The organism is Myxococcaceae bacterium (assembly GCA_016000045.1).
Taxonomy (GTDB): domain Bacteria; phylum Myxococcota; class UBA727; order UBA727; family JABDBI01; genus AER2-1.
Genome location: JAECQY010000009.1, coordinates 20,459 through 39,730, shown reverse-complemented (window position 1 = coordinate 39,730; position 19,272 = coordinate 20,459). Strand labels below are relative to the sequence as shown.

The window sequence follows — 19,272 nt, the reverse complement described above, 5'->3', positions numbered from 1 at the left end:
TATATTAATTTCCATAATGACAATCTTGCAATGCTTGTAAATAAATTTTGAAATCCGGCTTTTTGTCCGCCTTCATTCTTGCCTTTCCTTGTTCCCAAACCAGTATTCCGGCATCTTCGAACCACATGATTGCATTTTCAACCAAAGATTTGCTGACGATTTCTGGGTAATCACTGGCTCCACTTAACACAGCTTCTCGCAAGCAATCGAGAAGCAAACCGACCAAAATTTTGCGAGTCGGAGCCTTTAACAAAGCAGACTCAAGCTTTCTAGCGCAAACCCAATAGGCATCGACAAAGTTAGCCAACAGGTTCGCCATAAAAGAAAGCTGTGAGAATGCTTCTTTGGATTCGGACAAGCGAATTTGATCCTGTACTCGCAAGAGAATCTTCGCTTCAATCCCTTCGTTCAAGCGTTGTTCGAATATATTCTCTAAATTCTCATCCACCGAGTAACTGAATTCGAATTTAAAGATTCGACTTAAAAGCAAGGCTTGCTTGTGCAAAATAGAGCGTTTGACACTTTTTCGGCGATCGCCTCGGGCAGATATTTGAAACGCCATCGCTAAAATCGCATCGGCTGCAAAATGGTGAATCAGGTTGTTCTTGTAGTAGTCAAGCGATAATGCCGCTTTTTCAGGAACGCGATAGTACAAACGACGGCCTGCTGTCTCACAAACAATCAGCTCATCGTGGATTAGATTGTGGAGCACTTTCTCCAAGCTTGGTTTGGGAATTTGAACATACTGAGCCAAACGCTTAATGGACCACTCGATTTGTCCTCTGGAAAGGATCCTCCTCTTGGAACCCATCAAAGCTGTAGCGACTAAAGATACCGGCGTCACCACCGTTGAGCGCTGGATGCCCGCCATGATTCGATGCGCCAAACGTGGCACCAAATCAACTTGACCTGTCTGATAAAATTCCGTGAACGAAATGGGTTCATCAAAATTAACAAAAATTCGCCCATAACGTTTTCTCAAAATTTTGAGAGAACGGAAGATGTCGCCTCGGCTTTCTGCTCGCTTCTCTGCACCTTCGAGTTCTCGCCTGTATTCGTTTGCTTCTAAAAGTTTTTCGTAGGAAATGGAAACTGGGATAAAGGTCGCTTCATACAGTTTGGACTTACTCAGACAATCCACCATGATGGATAAGAGTCCCAGTTTAGGAGGCAATGTTTTTCCGCTGCGACTACGGCCGCCTTCGATGAAAAACTCTTGAGTATAGCCTTCTCGCAAGAGTTTCTTCAGGTAAGCCCGAACCACCTGCGAATAAAGAGGGTCTCCTTTGAATGAGCGACGAATAAAATAAGCGCCCCCCCTTCGAAAAATAATCCCCAGTGGAAAGAAGGACAAATTTTCACCGGCAGCAATATGAGGTACCATCAGGCCTTCCCAGTAAAATATTTGACTGAGAACCAAATAATCCATATGGCTTCGATGCGCAGGGACGAGAATCACAGGCCCTTTTTGAGAGGCTTGCTTGATCTTTTCAATATCGGATTTCTTCCACACCACTCCATCGTAAATTCGATTCCAAACAAAACCAAACACCTGGTTAATGAGATGAATCATATCTACGTCAAATCGAGCTGCGATTCGTAAGTAGTATTCTTGAGCTTTCTTAAAAAGCTTGACACGAGGAAGCCCAGTTTGCTTTTCTACCTCCATCATAAAATTTTGAAGATCGTGATCCCGCAGTGTATCCACTTGAATGCGATTCGTACTTTTCAGCGAAGGTCCATGAAAGGCTCTGGCCAATCCTTTGAAGCGCTTTTGAAGAATCCCTCGAGTCCGACGCGAGAGGACCACATCGGTAGCATGAGGATTTTGCTCTAAAAACGCTTTTAAATTCAATGGCTCTGCAGTAGCCCATTGACCCGAATTTCGGAAAAGCAGCAATCGAAGCAGCAAACGAACAAAACCCGGATCGTTGCGAGAACCAAAAATCATATCGACCGCCGAAGGCTTCAAACTCGACGACCGGTTTCCGAGAACTAAGAAGTGAGGAACCAAAAAAATAGGTGTTTCAGAGCTTTTTTGGATTCGGATCAAAGTCTTGATATAATCCCTCTTCTCACTGCTCCTTTGAGAAAAGGCGGTATTGGCTTTTCTTAAAAAAATCTCAATCGATCCCGTTGCCAATCGAACAGCTCGGATCAGATTAGATACTTTGCTGGCTTTGAATGTCGAGTATAAAATCTCGGGAAGCTCATACCGCGCTATCATACTGGCAAGAACCCAGTGTAACAAAACGGAACGCGTTCGGTGAACATACACCACCACCCCTTCCTCCGCTAAACTGCGCAAAGAAAAAGCTTGATCGTCCGAATACTTTATCTTTCGAAACATAAGCCGCGAGCCTAGCATATGCACGCTGAAACAACACCCCTAGGGTTTACTCACCAGACATTCCATTGCAACTCCACCTTCGTTCATGTAATCTTAAGACCCTATGCAACGCTACTTAGACCCGACTAATGATGTTGGATTTAAAAAAGTCTTTGGTGACCCGATCAGGATGATGGACTTTTTAAATAACATCTTGCGATTATCTGCAGGCAAAAGAATCCAAAAAGTCGAATTTGTGCCAACAGAACAAATCCCTGATTTGGGTCAGGGTAAAAGAAGCCTGTTTGACCTCAAATGCCAGGATGAATCGGGTACTTATTTCCTGATCGAGATGCAGTGCCGACGAAGTCCGATTTTTTTAAAACGCATGCAATATTATGGAGCTCACGCCTATACCTCGCAGATACAAGCAGGTAAAAAACATGCTGATCTTCTGCCGGTGGTCGTTGTCGCAGTTCTCAAAGAATCGATTTTGCCATCGAATATTGAAGCGATCAGTTACCATCGAACTTTGGAAGAGAAAACCGGTCAACATCATCTTCGAGAGTTATCTTATGTATTTGTGGAGCTGGAGAAATTCCACAAAACAGAAAAAGAGTTGTTAAACTTTGAGGACGAGTGGCTATTCTTCCTAAGAGATGCTCATACTCGTTCCCACCCTCCATTGCTTAAAGACCTCTGTGTGAGCCAAGCCTTTGAGGCCATGGAGCGTGCTAATTGGACCCCTGAAGAATATGATGCGTATGTAAGAGCGCGTCTTTTATTAGAAACCGAAGAATTAAGCGCTAAAGAACAGTTTGATCTCGGTATGGTTGAAGGCGAGGCGATCGGCTTAGAAAAAGGCAAGCCCATATGGACAGAGCTGGCCAATCTCCAAACCGCCCGAAATCTTCTTATCCTAAAAGTTGATAAGCCGACCATTTCGAAAGCCACAGGTTTTTCTCTGGAAAAAATAGAACAGCTTGAAGAAAGCGGCTCTTCTGACTCCTCGAGTAAAACACAGACTGATTGAATCAAAAAGATTCAGCAACAAATATATAAAAATTCCAGCGAAATTCAAAAATACAGCACAGTTCAGACGACATGAGCTTGATTCTGGCTGAGAAATGCTTCAACGTGTCTAAAATAACGACGAATTTTTTCATGAGTGACAAGTAGAACTGCTTGAAGTTCAGTGAGAATCCCCAACTTCAGCCACCAAATTGATAGACGACTTAGGCTGCGGATTCTCTCTCTTCGTGTTTGAAGGCTTCGATAAAGCTTGTAACCTGTCCGCTGGATTATCGGATAACATTGACACAGCGCCGACGAGCAAAACTCACCTGCGAGCCAATCATCAATCAATTTGATTCTCTCTTGATATACTTCGGTTTGATGCCAGGTCATGGGATCTATTAATGATTCTCCTTTTTGAAAGTGTTACCTATGTGCCAAGTTAGCCCCCCCTTAGCCCTCAGATTTTAGCGGTCTCGTACTTTCAAAAAGTGAAAAAGGCTTTTATAATACCTACACACAAAACGGCTCTATCGCCTGGACCAGAATGTTTTAGCTCGTTGCTGTTTGGCCCTACATCGAGCTTGTCACTCCTGCCCTCAGTGTGCTGCGAACAATAGGTTCTTCGAATAGTAAATTGAAGTGATTGAGATAAGCGCGACCGTTTATGTCTGTACCCCCGACATGATGTAAATAGTATACGCCACGAGGAGCAGTAACGTTATCGTGAGGCTCAAACGGCACGTGAATTGTTTGACTCAAAGTTCCCTGACCCTCCAATACGGTTACTTGTATATCTAAGAGACGAGCCAAAACCTCTAGAGTCCCTCCGCCTCCCCGAAAATATCCTAAGTATCCATGGCGTGCGCGATATTCATACTGGACAAAATCTCGCACTTGTTCGGCTGTTGGGACAAAGTCCCTAATCTCCGCTTCAATTTGTTGAAGCCTTTGATGATTATCGATAAAAGCTGTTGCCCAAGTATATGTGGTTGGGTTTTCCATGAGATAGTCTACAGTTCTGTGCATGGTGTCATCTTGGCCACGCTCTAGGTTGATAGTACGTCTCTGGTCTTCCAGCTGAGTCAGTAAGGCATCGCGTTCCGTCTGCTGACGCCGCAAAGTGTGAAGAGAATATGGAAGTGGTAAGGTATCATCCTCTTCAGCAGTTTCTGGAAGAGTTGCAAAGAGAATATCCGGTATCATTTGACGTTGAACGTCAGGAGCTTCAGCGTGTTGTTGTAGCAATCGAATAGCATCTGCTCGTGTAGTTCCAATGGCAATAAATCCACAATCTCCACGACTGCCATCAACATACGCTTCTTGAAACTGTCTAAAAGCTGGCTCTTGCGGTGCATGCCAGTGGTATTGGAGCTTATCCGCTTGGATCCTTGCCTTTTGGTTATGTCGATGTTCGTTAAAGAACCACTTTTTGAGATGAAGGAGGTCTGCCCTCTTCTGATCTTCAATGCACGCCCGCTCCACCTTTTCTGCTTCTCCTAAGGTCTTAGATTCTGTGAAATGCTTCCCGTTCACATTGTTGCGCTCATTTAATAGCTTCTTTGATAGCTCCTTTCCATACTTATACTCAGACAGAAGGTTGCTCAGAGACTTCCTGCCAGACTCCTCCGCTGATTCCTGCTTGCTACGACCACTCTCTTCAGATCCCTGAATGGCAATGCGTTTTTCTCTTTGATCAGCTTCGAAGTTCAACTGATCTTTACAGACACCACGGGCCTTCTCTTCAGATATCTGAATGGCAATGCGTTCTTTTCTTTGCTGAGTCTCGAATTTCAACTGATCTTCACATACACCACGAACCTTCTCTGCAGGTGTCTGAGCGGCAATGCACTCTTTTCTCTGCTGAGTCTCGAATTTCACGCATACACCACGGATCTTCTTTTCAAATGTCTGAATGGCAATGCGTTCTTTTTTTTGCTGAGTCTCGAATTTCAACTGATCTTCACATACACCACGAGCCTTCTCTCCAGGTGTCTGAATGACAATGCGTTCTTTTCTCTGCTGAGCCTGAAAATCTGATCCATCTCGCTTCCAATCGCATAGCATTGCTGGAGCGAAGTCCCAGAGGTGAATGTCGATACCCAAAGACTCTCTGAAAGCGTCGTAGGTCCATAAACTGATCAATCTTTGTGTCGCAATCGTCACCCCTCGAAAAATAGAATACAACCATTGAGTTTGCCGGTAGGACACGCTCGCATTACATAGATCCTTGTTCAACATACTATTGAGACAAATTGCCAATTCTGCTAATTGTGAATTTGTTATTTTTCCTAATTCATCTTCTAGCTCAAATAGTACTCCACGGCCTGATATCGTATCGTCTGCGGTACCATGACCGAATACGTTTCTTGCTCCATAAAAAAGGCTTGTAAATTGGTCACTATCTTCGATAGAGAAGTAGAAAGGCTGAAAATCACTGTCCTCATCATCTTTTTTGAACCATGTTTGGGTAGATACGAAGCCTGAACCATGGCGAAATTCTTTGAACCTAGGAGAAGATTCTAGGCTGATATTACATGCTCTTTGAAGAGCGCCTCGCCAAACCTCAATGAGCTCACTTGGTTTATGTGGCTTTCTTTTATGACCGGTTTTTTCAAATTCCAACTTTAAGGCATCTTTCATCTCGGCATGCGAAATAAAACCGACCTCACCCACGAACAAATTGATCGCTTCATCAAGAACCGTTTGAGCAAAGCCTTCGTAGGCAGCATACATGCCAATGCATGCGTTTCTCATGGCAGTATTTAACAAGTCTGGTTCTTCAACATGTTTATAAAATTCTTGGGCGGTTTTCCCTTGAAGATATAGACGATTTTTAAATCGCGAAATAGCTTCCGAATTCCTTAAAGAGTGTGAATATTGACAGTTTTCATCATTACAGAACGATCCAGAAACGCATTCTAATTCGTCATCATTGAAAATAAGCAAGATGTTACCAATCCGGTCGTAGCGATAGAGCGTTGTTTTTTTGGGAAGCGGGAGATTTGCTGGAAACTCTATCTCCGTACCATCAGCTAATCGAAACCACCCTGTTTCAGTAATGCACCCGATAGTTCGGTTAAGCGAATCAAAGCGAATGATCTGACTTACAAAAGGCCATTGGTTTGAGATACTGCTAGTATCATCACATGCGTGAGTCCATTCGGCTCGATCGATCGTGACATGAGACCCAAGAACAGCAATGTCCTTGGGTAGCCAGAAATGCCTGATCTGGGTACCCATCGGGTTCAATGTAGCTGCTATGAGACGTTTTTTTTGCTCATCAATACCAAGCACGACTCCTTCCACCGGAGGGTTCGATTGCGCAGGTTCTTGAGCAGCCACTGGAACCAAGGGGGTAATCACGTTCAATGCTGCTAAATTAAGTTCGACATAGGGTTTTTTGGCGACGGAAAACAATAATTTCTCTCTGGCGGAAAAAGCAGGCAATCCGATTAAACTAATTGTGAAGATGACGAAGGTCGATCTATTCATAAAATCTCCTTTTAATGAGCGTAAAAAAATTTCAGTTAATGGCCTATATCTTTGTGACTCTAAAAGCAAGTCGATAAAGTGACAGCCCAACTTAACTCCTTGGTAAAAGCAGTCAAAAGATTCATTACAGCGTGACTCTACAATCACTGAATCTCCCGAAAGCATGGCTTGAGAAAAGCGGCGCTGAGACAAGCCATGCCATGATTATAAGAGCTGATCTGACTTTAAAAAAGACGTTTAGAGCTCAGAAAAACTACACCGAAAAGCACAAGGTCAAGCGAGGAAGATTTGAATCCGAAATCTCCCAAGTCGCGACCAATAGATACGTCTACCCAGATGAAGCACCAAGCAACCTGGGCATGGGTCGTAGTCATGCCCGTTCTCCGCGAGGGAAACGGCAGTATTCCCAAAGACCTGCTGGCCAGGGTAGCAATATTTCGATAGTTGGCGCGGTACGACTGGACGAGAAATTCTTGATTCACCTATTTGATAGTCCTATAGGATAGAGAACGCTTTTTAGACTTTATCGATAGACTCATGCCTACACCTCGCAGGTACAAGCAGATAAAAAACATGCTGATCTTCTACCGATGGTCGTTGTCGCAGTTCTCAAAGAATCGATTTTGCCGTCGAATATTGAGGCGATCAGTTACCATCGAACTCTAGAAGAGAGAACCGGCCGACATCATCTTCGAGAGTTATCTTATGTATTTGTGGAGCTAGAAAAATTCCACAAAACAGAAAAAAAGCTGTTAAACCTTGAGGACGAGTAACTATTCTTCCTGAAAGATGCTCATACTCGTTTCCATACTCCACTGCTTAAAGACCTCTGCGTGGCTCAAGCCTTTGAGGCTATAGAGTGTGCTAATTGGGCCCCTGAAGAATAGGATGCGTGTGTAAGAGCGCGTTTTTTATTGGAAATCGAAAATTTAACCGCTGAGGGCGAAGCAATCAGCTTGGAAATTTGATTAAGTTGCTCATTATTCACACTTTTTGCTGCTCATATTGCAACCGAAACCACCCAACACATAGCAATCGCTATAAACATCACACAACGATCCTGATTTTCCATCGGTACAGCCTTCCGATAAATAGAGGTGCTTCTCTCCTAACCCACAAGCAACACAACGGCCTGTTTGGGTGTGATTCTGGGTGCCCGAACAATAGGCATTTCCTGTGCAGTCTGAGTTCACCGCGCAAACAGAACCCTCTTCGCCGCTCGAACAAGCTCCGAGTGAGTTCGACTGGGTCCCGCTCGGACAGCTGGTACAAACCCCATCGATTGCAATCGTATCGAATGGACATCCTGCAGCTGCAAGAATGCACTGATGATCAAAAGCGGCATAACCCGATTGGCATGTTGAGCAACTTTCCGCGTTCTCGATTTGCCCAGCGGAGCATTTGGTGCAACGGTAATTGTTCGCGTGTTCCTCTGCCGGGCAGGATTGGCAGCCATTTTTTGCATCGTTAACAATCTGATTCGTTGGACATAAAACGCATTGGTTGGACGAAACGTATTGCCCAAGCCCGCAGCTCAGGCAAGTTCCACGGTAGGCAATCTTTCCACTGGCGCAAGGTTGGCAGCTGTTCTCAACCACGACTTGATCAGCGGGGCAATCCAGACAAGTATTGCCACTCGCATACTGACCGACCTTGCAGGATTTGCATTGATGGTTCTGGCCAATTTGGCCTTCCGGGCAGGACTTGCAACCGTAAGTCGTGCCCGAAATAATGCCAACGATTTGCTCATCTTGGCAAGCGGGCTCGCAATGGATACCGTCGTTGGAATAAGATCCGGAAGGACAAGCCAAGCAAGAACCGGATCCATAGATCTTGGGTGAACACAACTTACATTGGTTGTTGGCTTGAACCTGGTTGCTGGGACAATCTTGGCAAGATTTATTCACCGAAACTTGGTTGGCCTTGCACTCGATACAAGCTTGTCCTGAGACATCCGGAACAAAGTGCAACGCACATTCACACTCATGACCGTTTTGACCTTCGTAGCAGTCATAAAAAAAGCCATTTCGGAAAGTTTGCAAATGAGATCCTTGGGCCGTTCCAGGAATATCGCAGCGGGCTACTTCGACATGATCGACTTCGAAACCGACGGTATCGCTTTTTTGAAATTGATTCGAACAGAGTTTGGCGATGCCGTATCGGTCTGTGTAAACCGTTTGATTGACTGGCGAAATGGCAACCGGAATTCCTGGAGCCCCCAAGGGAAACGACACGCTGAAATTATCGTGATAGCCCACCAGAAGATTCGGGCTATCAAGCGGTGGATTAAAGTTCTCCGCACACAAGCAGCGCGATCGACCGATCCAATCTCCGAGTTCTTCACGCCCCTCATCCGTAGACGAAGCTAGCAAAGCCATCCATGGAACAAACTGCTGAAGCAGCTGCGATGGTTCCACCGAATTGCTTTGCGTCAAACAAGCGGCTTGTAGTCCAGCATAACTGTTGGCATCCACTTTCACCGCCAGCATTCTTAAATGGCTGGTTTGACCCGAAATGAGGGATGGCAAAGAGTGCGTGTCGACCTGCACCATCGCGTAACTTGTAGCAGCCTGGTAACTTAATACGGTATCTGGGCTATCGGTACATTTCGAATAGATCACCACATCTTGGCCCGCCTTCTTCAGGGTCATGTAGCTGGAATCAGAAAAAACAGTCGCCCTTGAATCGCTATCAAATTTAAACTGAACTTGATGGCCCTTTGCAAACTGCGTTGTAGCTGCTTTTCCAATGACTTTGGCGTTCATGCCCATCACGTTAAAATGATACTCTTTCGTTTGCGGCCAAATTCCATCCGTTGAAAAGGTTAGTTGAGAATTGCAAATGGGAGCTTTTGCCAAAAATTGAAACAAGGTTGGATGCGCCACCATGTAATCGCTGAATTTAAGCACATTGGCCATAAGTCGCTCGGTGCCGTAGGCCAAAAGCACAGGATTGAATGGATCGGCTTTGCTTGTACTGGAGTCAACCAAGACATTCTGAAAATCGTAAGCGGGATGAGCCGCGATACGTTTTAGTAAATAATCAATCACTTCTGCATCAAATTCACCGACGACCAATGGCTCTGTTTTACCCGCAATGGGATGCTGAGCCGTCAGGCTAATGATTCTTTGATACGTTTTACTCAGCTTAGACGAATCATTGACAATCACATAGGTCGAATCGAACAAAGGTTGAGCAGAATAACAGAGGATAGAAGTTCCACGGGTTGAACACTCAAACGAAGCAAGGCTCTGATCTCCCTGCTCATTCAAGGAATAGACTCGAAAATCTTTCACAGAATAATCAACTGCCCAAGCGCTACCCAACGCGTATTGAGGAGTTACGTAAAAGCCCAGCGTCCCCGATGGATTCAGAGTTCTATTTTTCGTAGGAGAAGGATCCTCGGGTATCGAAGCTTCATCCGCAACTTTTAAAATATCCCCATGGCATGAAACCAAAAAGAAACTCAAAAAAATGCCGAAAATCAGATCCAATTTAGACATATTTGAATAGTAGCATCACACTGTTTTTTAAATCAAATAAGCAATCTAAATTTCTGTTCAACACAGGGTCTTGCTCAAAACCTTCAGCCATGAGAATGAAAGATGGATGAATACGTGGCTTAAAGCAAACCGACCGGTTCTGATTGGACTTTTTGTTCTTGGCACCATGGTAGTGCTCGCGATTCCGCTGGGCTTGCACCAGAGGCAGCAGCGCATCGTTCAAACCTCTGAGGCTTACTCCAAGGCACTCCAAGAGCTGAAGAAGGATGACCCAAAAAGCGAGCAAGAAACCCGAGACAAGCTGGAAAAAATTGACTTGGGAATGGCTCAGCTGTACGCAGCCCATCTATCGTTCAAGCTTGGAGAAGTGGAGCGAGCGACCCAAGCTTACGAAAGCTTTTTAGCCAAAACCCCTCTCGTTGATCCACTACGTCCTCTGGCTTTAACAGCCTTGAAGACTTGTTACGAACGTTTAGGCCAACCGGAAAAGATTGCACCGATCCAGGCTGAGCTCGAAAAACTTGGATTTTCAAACAAATAATGCTGCGTTCGATAGGCTCGATCATTCTTGGGTTGCATGCGGCTTGCCTAGCTCACGCTCTCTCTCTTAAAGGCTTACCTGTCCCAATCGTTCAGAACAACTACTGCCTGTCTTCTCTTTTCTCGGAACCCGAATCAGGCTGTACTCCTTGGAATCGCCTCGAAAAAGGCGCTCCCATCTTTGATGCAAAAACGAATCGTGTTCTGGTAGGCGGGTCCGATCGTTCATTTTACGCTTTGGATGCTTCTTTGCTCATGAAACAGCATCAGATCAGCCTCCCAAGCCCTGCCTCCAAACAACCTTTGCTCCAAAATGGTTCGATCTGGATCGGAACCACTCAAGGAGAGATCTTAAAATTAAACGCTTCGAACTTTGAAACCCAGTGGCAATCGCAATTGGATGCCGAATTAGGAGGCGCACTGGTAGCCGATTCGGACCATCTCTACGCCCTCTCAGGGCTTGCCACGCTGTGCGCTTTCGATTTAAACACAGGGGATGAGATCTGGAGTCAAAAACGCTCTTTCTCAACCGGACTCTCCTTAAAAGCTCTTTCTTCTCCCATCCTCCTCGGAGATCATCTGGTTGTAGGAAGCCCTAGTGGAAAACTGGAATTCTACCATCGAACAGACGGCCTGTTGGCCTTTGACGTTCAGTTGGGCGATCCTCAGAAAGCCTTCTCCGATGTAGCAACAACCCCTCTCGCCTTACCGGATGGAAACCTTGCAGCAGCGGCTTTCAATCGCGGGATTTCGATCGTGAGTCCTCAGGGAGTGATTCTGTCAAACTACGAAATACTCGAAATCACGCATCTGGCTTATGCAAACGGCATACTCGTAGCAGCGGGTCCTAAGAAAGTATGGGGCCTTGATCTTTCAGCCCAAAAAATACGCTGGTCTTTTCGTTTCAAGAAAGGCAATCCAACGTCTGTAGTCATTCGAGATCATTCGGTTTTCTTTGCTTCGGATCAAGGAGCTTTGTTTGTGAATCATCTTCGAACGGGTAAACCCTTGCAGAATATTGGTTCAAGCTACGGTTATTCAAGCGCTTTTGATTTCGGCTCGAACGGCACATTGTACACGTTAAGCAACGCAGGGTATCTTTTCGCGTATGGAAGATAGTCGCATCAAGGTTGTGGCAGGACTGATTCGAGAAAACGGGCGCGTGCTCATCACCGAGAGATGGCCCAACAAGCACATGGGCCTCAGCTGGGAGTTTCCTGGCGGAAAAGTGGAAGAAGGAGAGAGCGACGAACAAGCGCTCATTCGAGAACTGAACGAAGAAATAGGAGTCCTCGTTGCAGTCGGTTCGCTTTGCTTTCAAACTCTCTATCTGCATGGAACGAAAGAAATCCTACTATCCATTTACCGTTGCCGTATTCTGCAGGGCACACCTCGAGCAGTGGATGTCAAGGCGCTCGACTGGGTTCGGGAAGCAGAACTTGAGCAACGCCCATTTCCTCCAGCGGATTTGATCTTTGTTCGCGAATTAATGGCGGGCCGGATCCGAGAAGAGATAGAACCAGGCCCTGAGCCGGATTTTAAGCCTGCCCAGATTCTCAGACGTGTTTCTTTACCATCGCTTCCAGAGCCACCTTCGAAACCCCTCCGATGATTTGATCCACCGGTTGACCTTGCTTGAATAAAATCAACGTCGGAATGGAGCGAATTCCATACTGACTGGCGGTTTGATTATTTTGGTCCACGTCCAATTTTCCTACGCGTACACTCCCCGCATACTCATTGGCCAGCGCTTCGACGTGCGGAGCAATCGCCAAACAAGGCCCACACCAAGTCGCCCAAAAATCGAGTAAAAAAGGTTGCTCGGACTTCAAGACTTCCGTGCTAAAATTCGAATCGGTAACCGTTAAAACGTTTTGTGCCATAAGCAAGATTATCAAATCTTTGGCTCAAAAAAGCAACTTGTATTTCAGACTCAATAACGCTACGACCCTGCGTTGAGCCCATGCTAAAAAAAAAACGATTTACATCGGTGGCCGCGCTTCCCAGCTCTCGCTCTGGCAAATGGGTGCTGTACAGGAGGCCCTTGAAAAGGCCTGGCCCAATCGTTCTTTCGCCATTCAAACAAGGGAAACTCACGGTGATCGGAACGCTCAAGCGCCCCTACCCGAGATTGGTGGCCAAGGGTTGTTTACCGCGGAACTGGGACTCGCGTTATCTGCGGGTGAAATCGACTTGGCGGTTCACAGCCACAAAGATCTCCCGATCGAGCAGCCACGAGACTTGTGCCTTGGCGCCTTCTTGCCCCGTGGACCCACAGACGACGTGCTGGTCAGCCAAAACGGATATACGCTAGAAACGCTTCCCCTGCACGCGGTGATCGGAACCAGCAGCGCACGTCGCCAAGCTCAGCTTTTATGGACTCGCCCGGACCTTCGAATCGTGAACCTGCGTGGCAACATTGGGACTCGTCTGGAGAAAAGCCAAACACTCGATGCAATCATTTTAGCGCAGGCGGGCCTGGAACGGCTCGGTCTTTCCGATCGCATCTCTCAAATACTTCCCAAATCCATTTTTCTACCCGCACCCGCTCAAGGATCGATTGCGGTTCAATGCCTCGACAGGCTTGAGTATCACGATCTCCTTCGTCCCATTCACGATACCAATACGGAACACTGCACTGCTGCAGAACGTGCTTTTTTAAAGGGCCTTGGAGGAGGGTGCTCGCTCCCCATCGCGGCATATGCCGAAAAAATCAACGCTCAGATTCATTTACGGGTTCAGGTTTTGAAGCCGGATGGGTCGGCACGAATCACCCAAGAATCCGTTGGAGATCACCCCGTGACCTTAGGCCTTGAGCTTGCAAAAATCTGCATCGCCGAGGGAGCCCATGAGTATCTTAGAAAATAAACGGATTTTGGTCACTCGATCGGAAAAGCAAAACGAATCCATCGCTCAAAAACTTCGAGATGCAGGAGCCTTACCCGCACTCTTCCCCTGCCTTGAAAACCATTTGCGTGCCTATACTCCGCCAACCAAGCATTATGATTGGGTCATCTATACGAGCTCCAATGCTTATCAAGCTCTCCCACATACCCAAGTGCAAAGCCAAAACGTTGCAGCAGTCGGCCTTTCAACGATTCCCCAGGGACTTGCAAGCCTCATTCCAGATTCAACCTTTACCTCATTCGAGCTGGCAAAACGATTTGCCTCGTTCGTTCCGCAGCGAATTTTATTGCCACACGGAGATCGTTCCAGCGAAGAGTTGCTTCACGCTTTGCGGGCTCAGGGTCATCAAGTGGATCCAATCTGCGTTTACTCAACGCAAATTCCCCAACACCCGACCCCTTTCCCGAACGAAACCTTGGATGCCATTTTATTCTTCAGCCCATCGGCAGCCATTCATTTTTTAGCCTTGACGGGCTCTAACGCGCAAGACTGGAAACTGCCGATTGCCTGTTTGGGTCCAACAACTTTTCAAGCCGCTCAACAACTTCGGTATCCGAATTGCTTAAAATCCTCTAAGCAATCCATCGATGGAATCATTCAACGATTGGAGGCCTATTTTCGATGAGTTTCTTTCCTAATTACCCGATTCAACGACCCACGCGCCTGCGAAATTCTCCAACGCTTCGAAGCTTGGTTCAAGAAACACGGCTCAGCGTTCACGATCTCATTCTGCCCATTTTTGTGAGAGAAGAAGGCCCCAAAAAAGCGATTTCATCGATGCCAGGCCATTTTCAGCACAATTTGCTCAGTTTGAAAGAAGAAATCCACGAAATCTACCAACTCGGCATTCGTACGGTGATGCTGTTCGGAATACCCGCCCACAAAGATAATCACGGCACTTCGAATCTACACGACGAGGGTATTGCAGCTCAAGCCATCCGGCAAATCAAAAATCAATTTCCGGGCCTGTGCGTCATTTCAGATCTGTGCCTCTGCGATTACTCCGATCATGGGCATTGCTTCGTCCTTGATACGCCTTCACAGCGATTTTTAAACGAAGATACGCTTCACTATTTATCCAAAGCTTCCGTGGTTCATGCACGCGCAGGAGCCGATTTGATTGCACCCTCTGGGATGGTTGATGGAATGATTGCGGCCATTCGATCGAGCCTGGATGAATCTGGCTACACACAAATACCGACTCTCAGCTACGCAGCCAAATATGCCAGCGCTTTTTACGGCCCATTCCGCGAAGCCGCTGAATGCCAACCCAGTTTTGGCAATCGAAGATCCTACCAGATGGATCCTGCAAACAGCCGAGAAGCGATGAAAGAAATGAGCCTCGATATCTCAGAAGGCGCAGACATGCTCATGGTCAAACCCGCGGGCCTTTATTTGGATATCATTCAGCAAGCCCGAAAAGCCTTTTCGGTTCCCATTGCTGCCTATCAAGTGAGCGGAGAGTATGCGATGATGCACGCGGCCGCTCAGAATGGCTGGCTGGATCTGAAAGACGCTGCGCTCGAAAGTCTCACAGCCATCCAGCGCGCAGGCGCGGATATGATTTTAACCTATTTTGCGAAAGACTTTGCTCGATGGAATTCCTAAAAGCCCTCCGAAAAGAACCTACCTCCAAGACACCCGTATGGCTCATGCGTCAAGCAGGGCGCTACATGAAAGTCTACCGAGAGCTGCGCGAAAAGCATTCGTTGCTCGAGCTCGTCCAAAATCCAGAATTGGCTTGCGAAGTTACGCTTCAACCCATTCGAGCGTTTCAGCTCGACGCAGCCATTATTTTCTCGGATATCTTGCCAATTCTCGGAACACTGGGTCTCAAACTCGACTTTGTCAAAGGCGAAGGACCGGTTTTGGAGAATCCCATCCGGACTTCAAACCAAATCAAAAGCCTTGAACCAAGAGACCTTGAAGAATCCATTGGCTCGACTTTAAAAGCGATTCGTTTGGTGAAGCCCGAGCTCAAAGTCCCCCTCATTGGTTTCTCAGGTGCTCCGTTTACTTTAGCTTGTTACGCGATCGAAGGCAGCTCGAGCCGAGAACACCGACTCGCCAAGACCTTGATGTATTCCAAACCCGAAGCTTGGCACCAACTCATGAGTATTCTCACCAAGCTCACAGCGCAGTATCTAAAAGCCCAAGCGGCAGCAGGAGCCGATGTTTTGCAGATTTTTGACAGCTGGGTAGGCGCTCTAGGGCCTGCTGAGTATCGACTCTTCGTCTTGCCGCATCTTCAGAAACTGGTTGAACAAGTCCGAGAGACCGGCAAACCCGTTATTTATTTTTCAACAGGAACAGCGGGCTATTTGGATTTAGTGGCGGAAGTTGGCGCGGATGCCTACAGCGTGGATTGGCGTGTCTCGCTTCAAAGAGCTCACCGACAGCTGGGTGTACAAAAACCCATCCAAGGCAATCTGGACCCTCTGGCCTTGCTTGCCCCCTGGGACGTGCTCAAAAAACAAATCGATCAAGTTGTGGAGCAAGCACCTGAAACAGGTTATGTTTTCAATTTAGGCCATGGAATTTTGCAACAAACTCCGGAAGACCAGGTTCGACGATTGACGGATTATCTCAAGGTTTAAAACAGCTAAGCATCTAGGAGGAAAAGTCAACCTATGAATATGAAGTTTTGGATGGCAAGAGGTATTCTGCTGCACTGCCTGACCGCGCCTGCTCTGGTGTTTTCAGAGCATGATTCTTTTTGCCAGGAGCCTTATCACGATCTTGTCGTTGCGATCCGAGAATTAGCAAGAGAGAAGCTGTTTTTGTCCCAGAATTTTGCCAGACCAGAAACACTTTTGTCTGTAGAACAAAGCTTTTTGCAGTGTTTCAAAGAAATGATTCAGAACGGATCTAATATTAACCATGCAGATGCAGATAAACAAACCCCAGGGATTGTAGCTGCCCTCTATCATCTAGATCCGGTGATTGAACTACTCAGAGCTCACGGAGCAGATTTCAATGCGACGGACAATTCAGGCTATTCTGCGAATATTATCCTTAAGCTAAGAAGATAAACCAAAGAACTCTTGAGGAATAGAAAAGTCTGTGCTTTCTTTTATGAGCTTTCTTACACTTTGAAACTGTAAAATAGTTTGTGTAACGGGTCGCGTTGTTCATCGAATCGACACTCAATCCCCGAATATCATCTGAAGCTCGCAGTTAATGCCAGTGCTCCGATGTACTCAATTCGCTTCTAAGCCATTCAACTTTTCATTGGCTGTGCCATGCTTAAGAACAACACTTCTCGAACCAAAAATGAAAACAAAATAAGGCTACCCACTATACCCAGCACAACGGACCAATAGTTCCCCCAATAGATCAAACAAGCGAATAGACTAAATACACCCTGGGCTCCTACAAGCAGAAGCATCGTCTTTTCTTTCGAAATTCCTCGTCGGAGTAAACAGTGATGTATATGCCCTGTATCCGGTGAAAAAATGGGAATGCCCGCCTTAAACCTCCTTAAAATCGTCAAGAACGTATCCGTGAAGGGTAGCGCCAAGAATAAGATGGCCACGAGAAAATCGGTTTCACCGAGCGCATTGGAAGACACGGATATAGCATAAAAAGCCATCACAAAACCTATGAAATAGCTTCCTCCATCGCCCATAAAAATGGATGCAGGTGGAAAATTATAAACGACAAACGCTATCAGCGTAGAAAGAAACACCGCTAAGAATAGATAGGAAGACAAACACAACAGGCATGCGGCGCTCACGCTTACCACGCCTGCACACAAGCCATCCGATCCATCGATTAAATTAATCGCGTTCATACAAGCAACAAACCAAAAAATAGTCACTGGCCATGACAAGAGCCCCAGATTCCAAACAAATCCGAATAAGCGCACGTCTTGAATGACAAACCCTGCCCAGCAAACCAAGAGCGATAGCAAGATTTGAAAAATCAATTTTATGTTTGAGGATAATCCCTTGATATCATCGTAGAATCCAAGCACAAAACTTGCCAAACAGCCCCATAAGAAGGGTGTCTGCTCTCTCACGAACGGTTGACTAAAGAAAAATACAGAAAACGTTGAAATAAAAACAGCAACTCCTCCAAGCCTGGACGTAGGTTGCTGGTGTATTTTTCTCTCAGAGACGTGATCGAGAATTTCAAAGCGAAGTGAGAATAGGCGAATTAAATAAATTAATAGTGCTGAAGACAAAAAAGCTAAGGCAGAAGAAGTAACGTAAACCGATACTGTATGATGCATCATCGCAACAGATCGTATGGCGAAAGAGCATTAGATGAACATCAGGCAAATTTCGTATTTTCTTCATCACGCCAAATTTTTCCCCAAACTCCTAAGACACTGATGATGAATACGATGGGTAAACGCTGACGCACAATCAGGCCGATGTTGCTAAAAGACAACGAGTACGCATACGTTATTGGGACCACCGCCAAGATAAATAAAATAAATAGACCTAAATCTTTTTTTCTCAAGCGCCTCAACGCAAACCAGGCTTGATAGTAGACATAGTACCAGATCAAAATTTCGAATTTAGCGATTTGCAAACCCATAGATCCTCCCTGCCAAGGGAAGGGAGAGAATAAAGTATAAGTCACTCTCAGGAGTACTGCTAATATAGAACCCTCGTACCGACTGAGGTCGACCCCGGAACCACCTGCTTGAAGTTCACTGTGCCATCCGATGCTTTGCACGTGCTCTAAGTTGGTCTGAGCCTCATTGACTAAAACTGAATAGAGAGCGGGAAAACCAGAAACCACTAACAGAATGATGGGCAACGCTAAAACAATCCGATGGCTCTTCAAAAGAGCCTTGCCACCAACTAAGCTCCATAAAAAAACAGGTAAAGAGGATAAAACCATGTACGGGCGGACTTGCCATAAAGCAATCAAACAAAAAACTGCAGCTGAAGCAGACCGGATCGAACCGCTTTGCAGAAAACTGAAAGACAAGCAGAAAATTGAAACCACAAAAAAAACAACGTAAGCGTCTTTGTAAAGATCGGATGTATAATAAAGAAATGTGAATGAAAACATCAAAAAAATAAACATCTTGAATGAATATTTTCTATCGATATCATGAATGCATGATATTTTATAAACAAAAAAACAAATTAAACAGGAACAAAATGCAATAATGCTTTCTGACCCGATCCGTGAATAACCACCACTCAAATAGCTAACAAGGGCAATCATGTTTGGCGGAAGAGGCACTGAACCAATATTGAAATTTTCGTTTGTAACAAATTGCACACCTTTAAGCTGCCAATACCCGAGGATTTCTTCTGCGGAAAGCTCATACTGCGCCCAATCACCTCCTGTACCATGGGTAAAAAAGGAGATTTCTCTCAAGAAGCTCGACAAAAAAATACGAATCCAATAGCCCAGTGATACGGCAATCATTACACGATTAAAGTCTTGTCTTTCTTGATTTACTTTAACCATCGCAAACAAGATCACATAAAAAATAATCGCGAATATCATTTTCTATTC

Annotated in this window: 15 protein-coding genes; 9 read left to right on the top strand and 6 right to left on the bottom strand. The window is 45.8% G+C overall.

Annotation, left to right across the window (positions count from 1 at the left end):
• Positions 1 to 4: 4 nt before the first annotated feature.
• Positions 5 to 2,350, bottom strand: a complete 2,346-nt coding sequence (locus I8H75_05695) for a 1-acyl-sn-glycerol-3-phosphate acyltransferase (GenBank protein ID MBH2006810.1) — start codon at positions 2,348 to 2,350, stop codon at positions 5 to 7.
• 103 nt (positions 2,351 to 2,453) lie between these two features.
• Here I8H75_05695 and I8H75_05690 point away from each other — a divergent pair, with 103 nt between their 5' ends.
• Positions 2,454 to 3,362: an Rpn family recombination-promoting nuclease/putative transposase gene (locus tag I8H75_05690; GenBank protein ID MBH2006809.1), complete on the top strand. Its 909-nt coding sequence runs from the start codon at positions 2,454 to 2,456 to the stop codon at positions 3,360 to 3,362.
• Between the two features lie 554 nt (positions 3,363 to 3,916).
• Here the strand turns inward: I8H75_05690 and I8H75_05685 are convergent.
• Positions 3,917 to 6,838: a hypothetical protein gene (locus tag I8H75_05685; GenBank protein ID MBH2006808.1), complete on the bottom strand. Its 2,922-nt coding sequence runs from the start codon at positions 6,836 to 6,838 to the stop codon at positions 3,917 to 3,919.
• Between the two features lie 980 nt (positions 6,839 to 7,818).
• Complete coding sequence (locus I8H75_05680; GenBank protein MBH2006807.1) at positions 7,819 to 10,341, bottom strand: hypothetical protein; 2,523 nt, start codon at positions 10,339 to 10,341, stop codon at positions 7,819 to 7,821.
• Positions 10,342 to 10,447: 106 nt separating this feature from the next.
• On the opposite strand from I8H75_05680, the gene I8H75_05675 reads away from it, so the two are divergent.
• Genes I8H75_05675 through I8H75_05665 form a run of 3 tightly spaced genes read left to right on the top strand, consistent with a single transcriptional unit; the run spans position 10,448 to position 12,493 of the window.
• Positions 10,448 to 10,882 carry a hypothetical protein gene (locus I8H75_05675; GenBank protein ID MBH2006806.1) on the top strand — a complete coding sequence of 145 codons (435 nt, stop codon included), beginning with the start codon at positions 10,448 to 10,450 and terminating at the stop codon, positions 10,880 to 10,882.
• Positions 10,882 to 12,000, top strand: coding sequence for a PQQ-like beta-propeller repeat protein (locus I8H75_05670; GenBank protein MBH2006805.1), 1,119 nt, complete (start codon positions 10,882 to 10,884; stop codon positions 11,998 to 12,000). The genes I8H75_05675 and I8H75_05670 overlap by 1 nt, the downstream gene beginning before the upstream one ends.
• Positions 11,990 to 12,493: a (deoxy)nucleoside triphosphate pyrophosphohydrolase gene (locus tag I8H75_05665; protein ID MBH2006804.1), complete on the top strand. Its 504-nt coding sequence runs from the start codon at positions 11,990 to 11,992 to the stop codon at positions 12,491 to 12,493. Before I8H75_05670 ends, I8H75_05665 begins: the two co-directional genes overlap by 11 nt.
• Here the strand turns inward: I8H75_05665 and trxA are convergent.
• A complete protein-coding gene (gene trxA, locus I8H75_05660; protein ID MBH2006803.1) occupies positions 12,438 to 12,764 on the bottom strand; it encodes a thioredoxin in 327 nt (108 codons plus the stop codon). The genes I8H75_05665 and trxA overlap by 56 nt on opposite strands.
• A 139-nt stretch (positions 12,765 to 12,903) precedes the next feature.
• Here trxA and hemC point away from each other — a divergent pair, with 139 nt between their 5' ends.
• Genes hemC through I8H75_05635 form a run of 5 tightly spaced genes read left to right on the top strand, consistent with a single transcriptional unit; the run spans position 12,904 to position 16,820 of the window.
• Positions 12,904 to 13,749 (top strand): hydroxymethylbilane synthase, encoded by an 846-nt coding sequence (gene hemC / locus I8H75_05655; GenBank protein MBH2006802.1) that lies wholly within the window; start codon positions 12,904 to 12,906, stop codon positions 13,747 to 13,749.
• Positions 13,730 to 14,413, top strand: a complete 684-nt coding sequence (locus tag I8H75_05650) for a uroporphyrinogen-III synthase (protein MBH2006801.1) — start codon at positions 13,730 to 13,732, stop codon at positions 14,411 to 14,413. The genes hemC and I8H75_05650 overlap by 20 nt, the downstream gene beginning before the upstream one ends.
• Positions 14,410 to 15,396: a porphobilinogen synthase gene (gene hemB, locus I8H75_05645; protein ID MBH2006800.1), complete on the top strand. Its 987-nt coding sequence runs from the start codon at positions 14,410 to 14,412 to the stop codon at positions 15,394 to 15,396. The genes I8H75_05650 and hemB overlap by 4 nt, the downstream gene beginning before the upstream one ends.
• Positions 15,384 to 16,385 (top strand): uroporphyrinogen decarboxylase, encoded by a 1,002-nt coding sequence (gene hemE, locus I8H75_05640; protein MBH2006799.1) that lies wholly within the window; start codon positions 15,384 to 15,386, stop codon positions 16,383 to 16,385. The genes hemB and hemE overlap by 13 nt, the downstream gene beginning before the upstream one ends.
• Before the next feature lie 33 nt (positions 16,386 to 16,418).
• A complete protein-coding gene (locus I8H75_05635; protein MBH2006798.1) occupies positions 16,419 to 16,820 on the top strand; it encodes a hypothetical protein in 402 nt (133 codons plus the stop codon).
• Positions 16,821 to 17,008: 188 nt separating this feature from the next.
• On the opposite strand, the gene I8H75_05630 is transcribed toward I8H75_05635, so the two are convergent.
• Together I8H75_05630 and I8H75_05625 are read right to left on the bottom strand one after the other, a co-directional pair.
• Positions 17,009 to 18,025: an undecaprenyl/decaprenyl-phosphate alpha-N-acetylglucosaminyl 1-phosphate transferase gene (locus I8H75_05630; GenBank protein ID MBH2006797.1), complete on the bottom strand. Its 1,017-nt coding sequence runs from the start codon at positions 18,023 to 18,025 to the stop codon at positions 17,009 to 17,011.
• Between the two features lie 38 nt (positions 18,026 to 18,063).
• Positions 18,064 to 19,263 carry a hypothetical protein gene (locus tag I8H75_05625; GenBank protein MBH2006796.1) on the bottom strand — a complete coding sequence of 400 codons (1,200 nt, stop codon included), beginning with the start codon at positions 19,261 to 19,263 and terminating at the stop codon, positions 18,064 to 18,066.
• Positions 19,264 to 19,272 lie beyond the last annotated feature (9 nt).

Bases quoted from the DNA above. Each gene is read 5' to 3' on its own strand.
- I8H75_05695 (MBH2006810.1), bottom strand. From the start codon at position 2,350: ATGTTTCGAAAGATAAAGTATTCGGACGATCAAGCTTTTTCTTTGCGC.
- I8H75_05690 (MBH2006809.1), top strand. From the start codon at position 2,454: ATGCAACGCTACTTAGACCCGACTAATGATGTTGGATTTAAAAAAGTC.
- I8H75_05685 (MBH2006808.1), bottom strand. From the start codon at position 6,838: ATGAATAGATCGACCTTCGTCATCTTCACAATTAGTTTAATCGGATTG.
- I8H75_05680 (MBH2006807.1), bottom strand. From the start codon at position 10,341: ATGTCTAAATTGGATCTGATTTTCGGCATTTTTTTGAGTTTCTTTTTG.
- I8H75_05675 (MBH2006806.1), top strand. From the start codon at position 10,448: ATGAATACGTGGCTTAAAGCAAACCGACCGGTTCTGATTGGACTTTTT.
- I8H75_05670 (MBH2006805.1), top strand. From the start codon at position 10,882: ATGCTGCGTTCGATAGGCTCGATCATTCTTGGGTTGCATGCGGCTTGC.
- I8H75_05665 (MBH2006804.1), top strand. From the start codon at position 11,990: ATGGAAGATAGTCGCATCAAGGTTGTGGCAGGACTGATTCGAGAAAAC.
- trxA (MBH2006803.1), bottom strand. From the start codon at position 12,764: ATGGCACAAAACGTTTTAACGGTTACCGATTCGAATTTTAGCACGGAA.
- hemC (MBH2006802.1), top strand. From the start codon at position 12,904: ATGGGTGCTGTACAGGAGGCCCTTGAAAAGGCCTGGCCCAATCGTTCT.
- I8H75_05650 (MBH2006801.1), top strand. From the start codon at position 13,730: ATGAGTATCTTAGAAAATAAACGGATTTTGGTCACTCGATCGGAAAAG.
- hemB (MBH2006800.1), top strand. From the start codon at position 14,410: ATGAGTTTCTTTCCTAATTACCCGATTCAACGACCCACGCGCCTGCGA.
- hemE (MBH2006799.1), top strand. From the start codon at position 15,384: ATGGAATTCCTAAAAGCCCTCCGAAAAGAACCTACCTCCAAGACACCC.
- I8H75_05635 (MBH2006798.1), top strand. From the start codon at position 16,419: ATGAATATGAAGTTTTGGATGGCAAGAGGTATTCTGCTGCACTGCCTG.
- I8H75_05630 (MBH2006797.1), bottom strand. From the start codon at position 18,025: ATGATGCATCATACAGTATCGGTTTACGTTACTTCTTCTGCCTTAGCT.
- I8H75_05625 (MBH2006796.1), bottom strand. From the start codon at position 19,263: ATGATATTCGCGATTATTTTTTATGTGATCTTGTTTGCGATGGTTAAA.